Genomic DNA, 13,146 nt, shown 5'->3' with positions numbered 1-13,146 from the left:
GCCCCCTGCCCCAGCACCCTGCATGCATGACACCTTGGTGCTGCACCGCTTCCCAATAAGTGACTGTTTTAAATATCGGTTTTGAGGTTTGACCGCTGCCGGGAAAGCCGCGGAACAAAGCCGTCTGGCGGCGCGATATGTGATGGCCGGGTACCACGATACCGCGCAAAGTTATCCAGCGCGGCGAGTAACTTTTCTTGACGTGATGGCGCGCCATGGAAACGGCGGCAACCGGGGGCGTGGCCTTGCCGGACCGCCCGATTTCACAACGGATTTCCCGGGGAATGGATCGCCACCGGCGGTATCAACGGCGTTAAATCTCAGTATAACCAATTTGAATTCTAGAAAAATAATTTGACAAAAATTGCAATCTGGGAAACCTTCACCCCGTCCGAAGCAACAGGATGTGGCTTCGAAAATTGCGCAAATCGGGTGCCCTGGCCGCAGCTGGTTGAACGAAAGTAAAACTGCCTCGGTCTGGGCCGGAATTCCCGACCCAAACATCGCGGTGAACAAGACAGGATTTGAAGAATTCAATGGAGCTGAGCGAGAACCGGCTGCAACGGAGGTTGGACAAACTTTCCGAGTTCACCCTGCCCGGGCGCCCCTGGACGCGCCGTGCCTTCACCGACCTCTATGCATCTGCAAGAGACTGGCTGCGGCAAGAGATGGAGGCGGCGGGCCTGGAAACGCGCATCGACGCCGGTGGCAACCTGATCGGTGCACTTGCCGGGGCTGAGCCGGGGCTTGGCGTTCTGGCGGGTGGCAGCCACATTGACACCGTTGTCGACGGCGGAAGATACGACGGCATCCTGGGCGTCGTCACCGCGCTGGAAGCGGTGCAGGCTATCGTTGAAAGTGGCGAAAAGCCGCGCCACACGCTGGAAGTCATCGACTTTCTTTCAGAAGAGCCCAGCGACTATGGCGTTTCCTGCATCGGCAGCCGCGCCATGTCGGGCAACCTGCCTGCCGATCTTCTTGAGTACACCAACCCAGCGGGCGAACGGCTTGGCGACGCCATCAGGCGTGCGGGCGGCACGCCCGGGAAACTGAACGGCGCCCTGCGTGGCGACGCCGAACTGGCGGGTTTCCTGGAACTGCATATCGAGCAGGGGCGGGTTCTGGAATCCACCGAAACGCAGATCGGCGTCGTGACGAATATCGTCGGCATCAGGCGCTACGAAATCGTGGTCACGGGGCGCGCCGATCATTCCGGGACGACCCCCATGAACCTTCGGCAGGATGCGCTTGTCGGCGCATCAAGGATCGTGGAAAGGGTCAATGCGCAGGCAAAGGCTTGCCAATCGTCGAACAAGTACCTCGTCGCAACCGTCGGCAAGATCAGCATTCGCCCGGATGCCGCCAACGCCGTGCCCGGCGAGGCCCGGATAACGGTGGAAGTGCGCAGTGATGATCAACAACGGCTGGACAGTTTCCTGAAGCCCATCATCGATTGGGCGCAAGAAACGGTTTGCCAGCAAGACCAATTGCGGATCGAGGTCCACCCTCTCAGCGCGTCGCAACCGACCGATTGCGCAGGGCCGATCATTGATACCCTGGCCGACTCTGCCGCCGCGCTTGGGCTGAGTTCGATGAAAATGCCGAGCGGCGCAGGCCATGACGCGGCACATATCGCGCGGCTTTGCCCGACGGGGATGCTTTTCGTGCCATGCCTCGACGGGCGCAGCCACTGCCCGGAAGAAGACATCACGATGCAAGATGCGATCAACGGCGCCCGCGTTTTCACCCGGGCCCTGTTGTCGCTGGATTGCATGTCACCTCAAGACGCCATGCAAGCGAAATAACCAAACCTTCAACAGAGGAGAAGACAATGCTTAGAAAGCTAAAATCATCCGCAGCCATCGTGGCGGTCGCCCTGATGGCGACCGGCGCCCATGCGCAGGACCGCACGGAAGTGCGCATCGCGTATGACACCATTCCGCCAACGATCGACCCACATATGTCGACAGCATATTCCACGATGGATTTTGCCGCGCAGATTTTCGAGCCGCTGGTAACGCTCAATGCCGATTACGAGCCGCAGCCGGTTCTGGCCGAGTCCATCGAAGTGAGTGATGACGGAAAAACCTATACCATCAAGCTGCGCGAGGGGATCACCTTCCACAACGGCGAGCCGCTGACGGCTGACGATGCCGTTGCCTCCATGAACCGTTGGAAGGAAAAGTCGATCCTGGCACGTGGAACCCTGTCGGACGCCACGTTCGAGAAGGTTGACGAGTTGACCCTTGAACTCAGGCTGGCCAAGGCGGCGCCGCTTACGCTTTCGGTGATCGGCAACCCGATGCAATTCGCCGGTATCATGCCCGAGGAGATCATCGAGAATGCCCCCGCACAAGGCGTGACCGAATACGTGGGCACCGGCCCTTACAAGGTTGCGAACTGGGACACCGACAAGGAAATGCACCTTGCCAAGTACGAGGATTACAGCTCGGTCGATACGCCGCCGAACGGTCTGGCCGGGGCCAAGGAACCCGGCGTCGATGACGTTTACATGGAAATCGTGACCGACGACTCCACCCGTGTGTCGGGCCTGCGGTCGGGACAATATGACATTGCCCTGCGCCTGCCGCATGACAATGCCGACCAGTTGCTTGACTCGGATGACCTCAAGATCTTTGCGGAGGACTATGCCTTCCTTGGCCTGTTCTTTAACAAGAAAAGCGGGCCTTTCACCGACATCAAGCTGCGACAGGCCGTCAGCGCGGCGCTCGACATGAACGAAATTCTCTACGGCGCTTTGGGCAACGAGCGGTTCTATTCGCTTGAGCATTCCCTTGCCTCGCCGAACCAGGTGCTTTGGTACAACGACGCAGGCGAAGAGAACTACAATCAGGATGATGCCGAGAAGGCCCGCAAGCTGATCGCGGAATCGTCTTACGACGGCGAAGAACTGACGTTCCTTGTCACGCGCGCCTATCCTTTGCACTTCTATGCGGCCGTTATCGTGCAGCAGCAGCTACAGGACGTCGGCCTGAACGTGCAACTGGCCGAATACGATTGGGCAACGCTGCTCGAACACCGCTCGGACCCGGAAGCCTGGGATATGTTCGCGTCTGAATTCACGTTCGAGCCGACGCCGATCAATGCGATCTTCCTGCATTCCCGTAACGAGTATGCCGGATGGACGGACAGCCCCGAAATCGACCGCCTGATCGAAGAAATCCGGGTGACCGAAGATCGCGACAAGGCGCTTGAGCTTTTCACCGAACTTCAAGCCGAGGTGATGGAATACACGCCCTACATTCGCTATGGCAACTACAAGCCGTTGCACGGTCTTTCCGAAAAGATCGAGGGTTTCACCGTTTCCAACAATATCATCCTGTCGAACCTGTCGGTCGCCGACTGACCGGAAGCCACCCGCGCGAGGCGGTGCGTTCGGCATCGCCTCGCTCTTGCAAGCAACCGAAAAAGGAAAGCCCCATGTCGCGTGCCGCCACTGGTCATGACATTTCGCAAAGCGCCGCGCAGCCCCTGCTACGTGCCACGGACATTCGGCAGCATTTCCCGGTCCGCCGAGGCCTGTTCAAACCCAACGCCTATGTCAAAGCGGTGAACGGGGTTTCGTTTGACCTGATGGAGGGGGAAACCTTTGGCCTGGTCGGCGAATCCGGCTGCGGGAAAAGCACCCTGGGGCGCACGCTTTTGCGGCTGATCGAACCGACGGACGGTGCGTGTTATTACCGGGACCAGAATATCTTTGAGACCACGCAGGCCGAGTTTGGCAAGTTCCGCCGGGAACTCCAGATGGTGTTTCAGGACCCGTATTCGTCACTCAACCCCAAAATGCGGGTCGGCTCGATCCTCGAAGAGGTGATGAGCATCCACGGGATTGGCAACCGCAGGGAACGCACCGACCGGGTGATAGAGCTTCTTGAGACGGTCGGCCTGTCCAGTGAACATTACTTCCGCTTTCCGCATGAATTCTCCGGCGGGCAACGGCAACGGATCAACCTTGCGCGCGCCTTGTCGCTCACCCCGAAGGTGGTGGTCTGCGACGAAACGGTTTCGGCGCTTGACGTGTCGATCCAGGCGCAAGTCCTGAACCTTATGAAGCGCATTCGCGAGGCATTCGATCTTTCCTATCTTTTCATTTCGCACGATCTTGGGGTGGTCAAGTACATCTCGGACAGGATCGGCGTCATGTATCTTGGCAACTTGGTGGAGGTCGCGACCGCGGAAGAGTTGTTCGCCGCGCCCAAGCACCCCTATACCGAGGCGCTGATCTCGGCGCTTCCCAAGACGAACCCGAAGGTCGAAAAGCAGCGGATCAAGCTTTCAGGCGAGGTGCCCTCGCCGCTCGATCCCCCGAGCGGCTGTTGCTTTCATACAAGATGCCCGCATGCGACCGATATTTGCCGGAAGGTCGTACCGGCATCGCGAACCATTTCCGGCACTCACAAGGTCGCCTGCCACCTTTACGAAGGTAGCGAGTGAAAATGTTTGATCACGCTGTCACCCCGCTTGACTTGAAAGACGATCCCTCGTCCCGGCACACGCGCCTGAAGGCGGTGGCTTGGGACGCGCGGGCGCGCGAAATCCTTTACCTGAGCAACGAAGCCGGGCCGACGGGCCTATGGAGTTTTGATCCGGGCACCGGGATGCGCAAGGCGCTGATCGACCCGGAGCTGAATGTCACACGGTTCTGGCTGGTTGATCTGCCCGGCGTTCGGCTGGTCCTGGCATGCGATCACGCGTGCACCGAACGGGAGCAGCTTTTCCTGCTGCTGGATGATGGCAGCCTTCGGCCCTGGATCGAGGCGGCGAACACCTATCATTATTTCGGCGGACAGATGTACGACGGAACCTGTTGCTTCGTGGAGAATGCCGCGTCGGAAACGCGCCATCGGATCATGCAAGCCGATGTTTCAACCGGCGACATCCGCGAACTTGCCTCCTCGGACGCGGTATTTACAGAACTCTTGGCGCTGTCGCCAAACCGGCTTTTGGTGCTGGAAGAGCGGACGAATATCGACCGGCGATTTTGCGTGTTCGACGTGAATTCCGTGGCGATAACCCCGCTAGCCGCAGGGGCCGGGCGCATTGGCCGTGTGCGCCGCCTTTCCGGGAATACCGTGATTTTCTCGGGCGATCTTGGCGGTGAATGGATCGGCATTCACAAGCTGACCATCGACACCGAAGCGGTCGAGACAGTTTTCGAAAGACCCGGGCAGGATGTGCAGGATTTCTGCCTGCATCCGGAAACGGGGCGCATGGCGATCACCCTTGGCAAAGCCTGCGCATCCGAGATCGTGGCAACAACGCTGGATGGCGTTGAAGACATACAGACCCTCACGCGCGCGCCAATCCACGTACAGTCGATGTGCTTTATTGGCGAAGACAACCTTTTGACCGTGACATCCAATCCCTTCAGCCCCCCTGCGGCGCAGGTACATACGCTGGCGCAACAGGGCGAAACGCCCGCCGGTCCGTTGGGTAAACCCGCGGATCGCCGGGACAGGGTTGGCCGTTTCACATCCTTCGATGGCCGCGATATCGAATTCGTCCTCATGGGCCGTTCCGACAGCCGCCGGGCGGTGATCTATCTTCACGGCGGTCCCGAGAGTAAATTCGAACGCTCGCATTGCCCGATCCTTGAAGGTCTGGTCGAACGCGGCATCGCGGTAATCGCGCCGAACATCCGGGGAAGCGCGGGCTACGGACGCTCTTTCATCGGGCTTGATGACGGTAAAAACAGGACAGACGCACTGGGGGATGTGATCGCCCTGCGGCAACACTTGCGCACGCAATACGGCTTGCAGGACGGTCAAGTCGGGATCATGGGGCACAGCTACGGCGGTTTCATGACCCTGATGGCCATATCGCATCATCCAGCGCTTTGGAGTTTTGCCGTGGCGATCGCCGGGATGTCGCATCTCGGCAATTTCCTGAAAACGGCGCCTGCATGGCGGCGCAGGCTGCGCGCCATGGAATATGGCGATGCGGCCTCGCATCACGAGTTCTTCGACCATATCGCGCCGCTGAACCGGGCCGGCGATATTCGCTGCCCGCTTTTGATCCTTCATGGCGACAGCGACACCCGTGTTCCGGTGTCGGAATCCATGTCGATGGCCAAAGCCCTGACCGCCGCAGGCAAGCCTTGCAAGGTTCAATGGATCGCCGAGGAAGGGCATTTCCTGACCAAGCGCACATCGACGGAATTCGCCGCCGGGGCGATCAACGATTTTGTCAACGGCAGCGACCAGACAAAGGGCGAAAAACGCGATGACCGCGTGCATTTTCAAGCCGACCAGGAGGCCAAATGATAAGTTACATCGTCAAGCGATTGCTTTCGCTCATCCCCGTCCTCGGGGTGGTTGCCGTGGTGGTGTTCGCCCTGGTGCATCTGTCGCCGGGCGACCCTGCCAGCGTCATTTTGGGGCCTGATGCCTCGGCTGCGGATGTTGACCGGCTTAGGGAAGAACTGGGCCTGAACCGCCCTGTTCCACAGCAGTTTTTCCTGTGGCTGGGCAATGCCCTGACAGGCGACCTGGGAAATTCCCTTTACAATCAAACGCCGGTCACCGAGGTCTTTCTCGACTATTTCCGACCGACTTTGTCGCTTGCCATCTTCGCCCAGATCATCGGCATCGCGGTCGCGCTGCCCATGGGTGTGTTTGCCGCGCTCAACCGTGGCAAAACCATTGATGGCGCCTTGATGAGCTTTGCCCTTGTCGGGATCTCGATCCCGAGCTTCCTTATGGGGCTGCTGCTAATCCTGTTTTTCTCGGTGTTCCTCAACTGGTTGCCAGTGGCGGGGTACGCGCCCTTGTCTGACGGCCTGTTGACCCACCTCGAATTCCTGTTGCTGCCAGCGATCTCTCTTGGGTTCATCCAAGCGGCGCTTATCACGCGGATCACGCGTGCCGCGATGCTGGAGGTGATGAACAATGCCTATGTCAAGACCGCGCGTGCCAAGGGGTTGTCGCGCCCGGTCATTGTCATAAAGCACACGCTGCGCAATGCCTTTATCCCTATCCTCGAGATTATCGGGCAAACCTTTACGACGCTGATTGCCGGTGCCGTCGTCGTCGAATTCGTCTTCAACATTCCCGGGTTGGGCCAACTGATCGTCAACTCGGTCGAGCGCCGCGACTTCCCGGTGATCCAGGGCACGGTGTTGCTCGTGGCGTTCGGCTATGTGCTGATAAATCTCTTTATCGACCTGATCTATGGGTTCGTTGACCCGCGAGTGAGGCTTGACCAATGACCGACGCCCCCCAATTCTCCACTGACCTCAAGGTCGCGAAACACCGCCTGAAACACGAACAGCGCAGCCTGACGATCAAGCGCTTCTTGGCGAACAAGCTGGCTGTGTGCGGCCTTGGCCTGACGGTTGTGATCTGCCTGATCGCCCTTTTGGGGCCGTTGATTTCCCCGCATGAGCCGCTCGATATCAACCCGATTGACCGGCTCAAGCCGCCGTCATTGGAACACTGGATGGGCACCGACAATTTCGGCAGGGATATCTATGTCAGGGTAATGTACGGTACCCGGGCTTCGCTTCTGATCGGGTTCAGCGTGGCCATGCTCTCCTCGGTCATCGGCGTGGCGATCGGCCTTTACTCGGCTTATTTCAAACCGCTTGACCACCTTTTGATGCGCATCACCGATGGCCTTATGGCCTTCCCGGCGATCCTGCTGGCGATTTCGGTTATCGCCGTGTTCGGCCCGACGACGCAAAACGTCATCCTGACGCTGGTGGTGGTTTACACGCCCCTGATCGCGCGCGTGGTGCGATCCAACGCGCTTGTCGTCAAGGAACAACCCTATATCGAGGCGCTTCACGCGCTGGGGGCAAGCCGCACGCGCATCATCTGGCGCCATATCTTCCCGAACACCGTGTCCTCGTTGATTGTTCAGGCCAGTTTTGTCTTTGCCGTCTCCATCATCACCGAAGCCATGTTGAGCTTCCTGGGGGTGGGGATTCCGGCGCCGCATCCCAGCCTTGGGAACATCCTTTATGACGGCAAGAACGTCATCACCTCGGCCTGGTGGATGACGGTGTTTCCCGGCGCGATGATCATTGGCATCGTTCTGGGCCAGAATATCCTTGGTGATGGCCTGCGCGATTTTCTTGATCCGCACACGAACAAAGCCGTGTCCAAACGATAACCCGAAAGAAAGGACTTCGCCATGTCTGCTTCGCACGTAATTGATGTCCGCAACCTGCGAACGCATTTTCACACCGAGAAGGGCCGGGTTACCGCCGTGGACGACGTTTCCTTTCACGTCGACCGCAACGAGATTCTTGGCGTTGTCGGCGAGTCGGGGTGCGGCAAAAGCGTGACCTCGGAAGCGATCATGCAGCTTCTCAACCCGGATATCACCGACTTCGAGGGCGAGATCGTTTTTGGCGGCGAGAATCTACTTACCCTGGGCGAAGACAGGCTTTCGCGGATCAGGGGCAAGGATATCTCGATGATCTTCCAGGATACGACCAGTTCGCTGAACCCCCTCTATACCGTTGGGGATCAGATCATCGAGGCGCTTCAGGCCCATGGCCGTGTCAGCCGGAAAGCCGCCGCCGAGGCCGCGCTGAAAGTGGTTTCGGCGACAGGTATTCCATCGCCGGAAAAGCGGCTGAAGGAATATCCGCACGAACTTTCCGGCGGGATGCGGCAGCGGATCATGATTGCCATGGCCCTCGTATGCGAGCCCAGGTTGCTGATCGCGGACGAACCGACCACGGCATTGGATGTGACGACGCAGGCCCAGATCCTTGACCTGATCACCCAGATGAAACGCGATTTCGACATGGGCGTCATCTTCATCACCCACGACATGGGTGTTGTCGCGGAAATCTGCGACCGCGTGGCGGTCATGTATCTTGGCCAGGTGATCGAAGACAGTACCGTCGAAAGCCTGTTCGAGGCGCCGCTACACCCCTATACCAAGGGTCTCATGCAGGCGATGCCCACCATCGAAAGCGACCCCCAAGCCGACCTTTACACCATCAAGGGCAAAGTCCCGTCACTTTCCGATGTTCCGAAAGGATGCCGCTTTGCGGCACGCTGCCCATTCAGTACCGAGAAATGCGTTGCCCAGCCCCCGACCCTTGATGTCGCGACCAAGGGGCACAAGGTGCGCTGCTGGCATTGGCAAGCCATCGCAGACGGCAGTGCCTGCAAGGTCAATGCCGGGGCCGAGGTTGGCTGACGGGTTTCATTCTTCGAGAATGCCCATGCCCTTGAGCCTGGCAACCTGCAACTGGATCTCGGTGAACATGGATTCAGAGATACGGCTGATGGGCACATCATCCGGTGTCAGAAAGACAAGATCCCATTCGATACGCGGTACAAGCCTTTTCGAAACCACCGAAGTGCCCCCCAGAAGAAGCTCTGCGAAGGGATCGACAATCGCAACACCCACGCCCCGATCCACAAGGGCGCAAGCCCCGCGCATCGTTCCCATTTCCACAACGGTACGGCGATCCTTGCTTTCGGTTTGGATCACTTCATCGACGCGCTTTCGCAAGGGGCTGTCCGGCATGAGGTCAATGAAGTCCTCATTCAGAAGCATGTCTTTCGAAATTTTCTTCTCTTTCGCGAGGGGGTGATCGCGATGCATGATGCAACGCGCCTCGCAGCGGGCAAGCTTTCGTACGCGTGCGCTGTAATTCCCTGTTTCAAGGGTAATGCCGAGGGCGACATCGCAGTATTTCTTATCAAGCGTCCTGAGCAATTCGCGCATTCCGACGTCAAGCACGCGGATCCCGACATCGCGATGCTTTTCGCGGAAACTGCGAATGGCATCGAGCAGGAACGTGTCCACGAAAGTGGGCTGTGACGCGACAACGATGTTGCCCCGCTGGTTGTTCGCGATCGCCGCGGCGTCCTGCGTGGTTTCTTTCATCTGCGATATGAGCCGCATGACCGAAGCATGGTAAAGATGCGCTTCCGGCGTTGGTTTCAGGTGGTTTCGCTTTTTCTCGAACAGGGCAAACCCAAGCTTGGCCTCAAGGGCGCTCAAAAGCCTTGAAATCATCGGTTGGCTAACACCGATCTCTTCGGATGCGGCCTTCATCGTACCGTATTTCATATATGCGTCGAACGCTTCCAGTTCTCGAAGTTTCACGTCAATTCCCGCCTTGGACCGTTTTCTTGGAACTGCATTGTCTACAACTAGCCCGTCTTCTGAGAGCCCCGGAATGCCTTGGCCGTTTCGCTACGCAAGACCCAGTTCCATTTCCGGTTCAGTTTAGGCAGCGGCGGATTGGTGCTGCAAGCGGCCTTTTCGAATTGCATGGCATGCTTGGTCCATGTGACCAAGATCATACCGGGGTGATTTGACCAAGGGCCATTCGGCATGGTGCCCCGATCCAATCGCACCCCTGTGGCGGGGCCATGCCGTTAAACCGCTTGACCCGATGTTCAGGACAAAGGCAATTGGGCACCGAGGAAGGACAAGACATGCTGATGGCTGATCTGGGCGATATTGCCCTGCATTACCGCGAGGACGGCGCGCCCCAAGGCGCGCCCTTGGTCTTTGCCAACTCATTGGGCACCGACCTGCGGCTTTGGGACGATGTGCTGCCGCATTTGCCGGAGGGGCTGCGGATCATTCGCTATGACATGCGTGGTCATGGGCTGTCGGATTGCCCCAAGGGGCCCTATTCCATGGGCACGCTGGTGCGCGATGCCGAGCGGCTTCTGGATCACCTGCGTATCCGCGATTGCGTTTTCGTGGGGTTGTCGATTGGCGGGATGGTGGCGCAGGGCCTCGCCGTCAAGCGGCTGGACCTGATGCGCGCCATGGTCTTGTCGAACACCGCAGCCAAGATCGGCCAGCCCGAGATCTGGGCCAAACGGATCGCGGCGGTGGAACAGGGCGGCGTTGCCGCGCTCTCAGGGGCCACGCTTGAGCGGTGGTTTCCGCGCGCCTTCCAGGCCACGCCCGAGATCAAGGCATGGCGGCACATGTTGGAACGCACCCCGGCCCAAGGCTATGCAGGCTGCGCCGCGGCCATTGCGGGCACCGATTTCTACACCCCCACCAGCGGCCTGCGCCTGCCGACGCTTGGCATTGCCGGGTCCGAGGATGGCTCCACCCCGCCCGACCTGGTGCGCGAAACGGTCAACCTTGTTCCCGGCGCGCGGTTTCACCTGATGCGCAAGGCCGGGCATCTGCCCTGCGTCGATCAGCCCAAGGCCTATGCCGAGGTATTGACCGACTTCCTCAGGGAAACCGGCCATGTCTGAGATCCTTCTCGTGCACGGCTCCTGCCATGGCGCGTGGTGTTGGCGCGATGTGATCCCCGAACTGACAAACATGGGGCATCGCGTCAATGCCATCGACCTGCCCGGCCATGGGGCCACCCCCTGCCCCCTTGGCGAGGTCACCCTTGATCTTTACGCCCAAGCGATCCTCGATGCGATTGAAACACCCGCCGTCGTGGTCGGCCATTCCATGGGCGGTTTCCCGATCTCCGCCGCCGCCCAGGCCGCGCCCGCCAAGATCGCAAGGCTGGTCTATCTTTGCGCCTATGCGCCGCGCGACGGGGTCTCGCTTGTCGACATGCGGATGGAGGCCCCGCGCCAGCCGCTTTTGGAGGCGATCGAGAAAACCCCGGATGGCTTGGGCTTCACCTTCCGCGACAGCCATCTGGCCAAGGCGCTCTATCACGATTGCCCCGAAGGCACAGTGGACTATGCCCGCCAAAACCTCTGCGTGCAGGCCATCAAACCGCAGGCCACGCCGATCCGGCTCGGCAAGGCCCATGCCAGCGTGCCCAAAACCTATATCCGCTGCGACGACGATCAGGCAATCCCGCCCGAACACCAGCGCAGCATGACGGCAGGCTGGCCCGCGCAGGATGTCCACGCCCTGCCCGCCAGCCACTCGCCGTTTTTCTCGATGCCAGGGCGGCTGGCCCGGCTGATCGACGATATCGCCCGCGACAGGGCATAGATTCCCCGCTTGCACCCGCGCGCCATTCCCGTAATCCTGCGAAAAACGAACAGGGAGCGAGGACAACAATGCCAACCATCAAGGCCGCCGTCTGCCATGCCTTCGGGCAACCGCTATCCATAGAAAACGTCAATCTGCGCGCCCCCGAAATGGGCGAGGTCGAAGTCACGCTTGAGGCCGTGGCCATTTGCCATTCGGATATTTCCTTTGCCGAAGGCGCATGGGGCGGCTCGCTTCCGGCGGTTTACGGCCACGAGGCCGCGGGCCATGTCACCGCCGTCGGCGCGGGCATCACCGGCGTGGCCGAAGGCGACGCGGTGGTGGTCACGCTCATCCGCGCCTGCGGCGAATGTCCCTCCTGCGGGTCGGGGCGGCCCACGGGCTGCGAAACGCCCTATGACGGCGATCAAGGCCCGCTGACACTGGCCGACGGCGGCAAGCTGCACCAGGCCATGGCCTGCGGCGCCTTTGCCGAAAAGGTCGTGGTACATCACTCGCAGGTGGTCAAAGCCCCCGCCGATATGGCCATGGACGCCGCCAGCCTGCTGGCCTGCGGGGTGGTCACCGGCGTCGGCGCCGTGGTCAATGCCGCGAAGCTGCGCGCGGGACAGGACGTGGTGGTCATCGGCGCGGGCGGCGTCGGCCTCAATGCCATCCAGGGCGCGCGCATCGCGGGCGCCCGGCGCATCGTGGCGGTGGACATGAACGCGGACAAGCTCGAAGACGCCAAGGCCTTTGGCGCCACCGACGGGGTGCTCGCCACCCAGGACAAACCCTGGCGCGCGGCCAAGGCGGCCATGGGGCGCGGGGCAGATGCAGTACTGGTCACCGTGGGTGCCGCACAGGCCTACGATCAGGCGCCGCGCTACATCGCGGGGGGTGGCAAGGTGATCATGGTGGGCATGCCCGCCTCGGGCGCCGCCTCCACCTACGAGGCCGCCAATTTCGCCGCCGCCGGGCAATCCATGGTCGGCTCGAAAATGGGCGACGTGGTGATCAAGCGCGATATCCCGTGGATGATCGACATGTACCAACAGGGCCGGCTCAAACTCGACGAGCTGATCTCGAACCGCTGGACACTGGACCAGATCAACGAGGCCATCGCCGACACCAAGCAAGGCACGGCGCGGCGCAATGTCATCATACTCAAGTAATCCCCGATTTCTTCTTTTTCCAAATATCCTGGGGGTCCGGGGGCAAAGCCCCCGGCCGGGGGGG

General features: G+C 60.1%; 12 protein-coding genes. 10 read left to right on the top strand and 2 right to left on the bottom strand.

Features of this window, described 5'->3' with window-relative positions:
• The first annotated feature begins 536 nt into the window (after positions 1–536).
• From RBB32_RS15725 to RBB32_RS15695, 7 genes are all read left to right on the top strand, one after another.
• A complete protein-coding gene (locus RBB32_RS15725) occupies positions 537–1,805 on the top strand; it encodes a Zn-dependent hydrolase (RefSeq protein WP_306154094.1) in 1,269 nt (422 codons plus the stop codon).
• Positions 1,806–1,831: 26 nt separating this feature from the next.
• A complete protein-coding gene (locus tag RBB32_RS15720) occupies positions 1,832–3,367 on the top strand; it encodes an ABC transporter substrate-binding protein (RefSeq protein WP_306154092.1) in 1,536 nt (511 codons plus the stop codon).
• Positions 3,368–3,441: 74 nt separating this feature from the next.
• Positions 3,442–4,455, top strand: a complete 1,014-nt coding sequence (locus RBB32_RS15715; protein WP_306154090.1) for an ABC transporter ATP-binding protein — start codon at positions 3,442–3,444, stop codon at positions 4,453–4,455.
• Between the two features lie 2 nt (positions 4,456–4,457).
• Positions 4,458–6,284 (top strand): S9 family peptidase, encoded by a 1,827-nt coding sequence (locus tag RBB32_RS15710; RefSeq protein WP_306154088.1) that lies wholly within the window; start codon positions 4,458–4,460, stop codon positions 6,282–6,284.
• Positions 6,281–7,228: an ABC transporter permease gene (locus RBB32_RS15705; RefSeq protein ID WP_306154086.1), complete on the top strand. Its 948-nt coding sequence runs from the start codon at positions 6,281–6,283 to the stop codon at positions 7,226–7,228. The genes RBB32_RS15710 and RBB32_RS15705 overlap by 4 nt, the downstream gene beginning before the upstream one ends.
• Entirely contained in the window at positions 7,225–8,133 is a 909-nt protein-coding gene (locus RBB32_RS15700; RefSeq protein WP_306154084.1) for an ABC transporter permease, read from the top strand. Before RBB32_RS15705 ends, RBB32_RS15700 begins: the two co-directional genes overlap by 4 nt.
• Before the next feature lie 21 nt (positions 8,134–8,154).
• On the top strand, positions 8,155–9,177 hold the full coding sequence (locus RBB32_RS15695; protein ID WP_306154082.1) for an ABC transporter ATP-binding protein: 1,023 nt from the start codon (positions 8,155–8,157) through the stop codon (positions 9,175–9,177).
• A 6-nt stretch (positions 9,178–9,183) separates the two neighbouring features.
• Here the strand turns inward: RBB32_RS15695 and RBB32_RS15690 are convergent, their stop codons facing one another.
• Positions 9,184–10,095 (bottom strand): LysR family transcriptional regulator, encoded by a 912-nt coding sequence (locus RBB32_RS15690; RefSeq protein WP_306154080.1) that lies wholly within the window; start codon positions 10,093–10,095, stop codon positions 9,184–9,186.
• Positions 10,096–10,142: 47 nt separating this feature from the next.
• The gene (locus RBB32_RS15685; protein ID WP_306154078.1) at positions 10,143–10,295 is read right to left on the bottom strand and encodes a hypothetical protein; all 153 of its coding nucleotides are present in this window, start codon (positions 10,293–10,295) and stop codon (positions 10,143–10,145) included.
• A gap of 135 nt (positions 10,296–10,430) precedes the next feature.
• Here RBB32_RS15685 and pcaD point away from each other — a divergent pair, with 135 nt between their 5' ends.
• The 3 genes from pcaD (at position 10,431) to RBB32_RS15670 (ending at position 13,082) form a co-directional block, all read left to right on the top strand.
• On the top strand, positions 10,431–11,219 hold the full coding sequence (pcaD, locus tag RBB32_RS15680) for a 3-oxoadipate enol-lactonase (protein ID WP_306154076.1): 789 nt from the start codon (positions 10,431–10,433) through the stop codon (positions 11,217–11,219).
• Entirely contained in the window at positions 11,212–11,928 is a 717-nt protein-coding gene (locus tag RBB32_RS15675; protein WP_306154074.1) for an alpha/beta fold hydrolase, read from the top strand. Before pcaD ends, RBB32_RS15675 begins: the two co-directional genes overlap by 8 nt.
• A gap of 68 nt (positions 11,929–11,996) precedes the next feature.
• Positions 11,997–13,082 (top strand): zinc-binding dehydrogenase, encoded by a 1,086-nt coding sequence (locus RBB32_RS15670; RefSeq protein WP_306154072.1) that lies wholly within the window; start codon positions 11,997–11,999, stop codon positions 13,080–13,082.
• Positions 13,083–13,146 lie beyond the last annotated feature (64 nt).

Source organism: Roseovarius sp. MMSF_3281 (assembly GCF_030733685.1).
Classification (GTDB): Bacteria; Pseudomonadota; Alphaproteobacteria; order Rhodobacterales; family Rhodobacteraceae; genus Roseovarius.
The sequence above is the reverse complement of the archived record's forward strand: the minus strand, read 5'-3'. Positions and strand labels throughout refer to the sequence as shown.

Coding starts and splice junctions, on each gene's coding strand:
- RBB32_RS15715 (WP_306154090.1), top strand. CDS start 3,442: ATGTCGCGTGCCGCCACTGGTCATGACATTTCGCAAAGCGCCGCGCAG.
- RBB32_RS15670 (WP_306154072.1), top strand. CDS start 11,997: ATGCCAACCATCAAGGCCGCCGTCTGCCATGCCTTCGGGCAACCGCTA.
- RBB32_RS15675 (WP_306154074.1), top strand. CDS start 11,212: ATGTCTGAGATCCTTCTCGTGCACGGCTCCTGCCATGGCGCGTGGTGT.
- RBB32_RS15695 (WP_306154082.1), top strand. CDS start 8,155: ATGTCTGCTTCGCACGTAATTGATGTCCGCAACCTGCGAACGCATTTT.
- RBB32_RS15710 (WP_306154088.1), top strand. CDS start 4,458: ATGTTTGATCACGCTGTCACCCCGCTTGACTTGAAAGACGATCCCTCG.
- RBB32_RS15700 (WP_306154084.1), top strand. CDS start 7,225: ATGACCGACGCCCCCCAATTCTCCACTGACCTCAAGGTCGCGAAACAC.
- RBB32_RS15705 (WP_306154086.1), top strand. CDS start 6,281: ATGATAAGTTACATCGTCAAGCGATTGCTTTCGCTCATCCCCGTCCTC.
- RBB32_RS15725 (WP_306154094.1), top strand. CDS start 537: ATGGAGCTGAGCGAGAACCGGCTGCAACGGAGGTTGGACAAACTTTCC.
- pcaD (WP_306154076.1), top strand. CDS start 10,431: ATGCTGATGGCTGATCTGGGCGATATTGCCCTGCATTACCGCGAGGAC.
- RBB32_RS15685 (WP_306154078.1), bottom strand. CDS start 10,295: ATGATCTTGGTCACATGGACCAAGCATGCCATGCAATTCGAAAAGGCC.
- RBB32_RS15720 (WP_306154092.1), top strand. CDS start 1,832: ATGCTTAGAAAGCTAAAATCATCCGCAGCCATCGTGGCGGTCGCCCTG.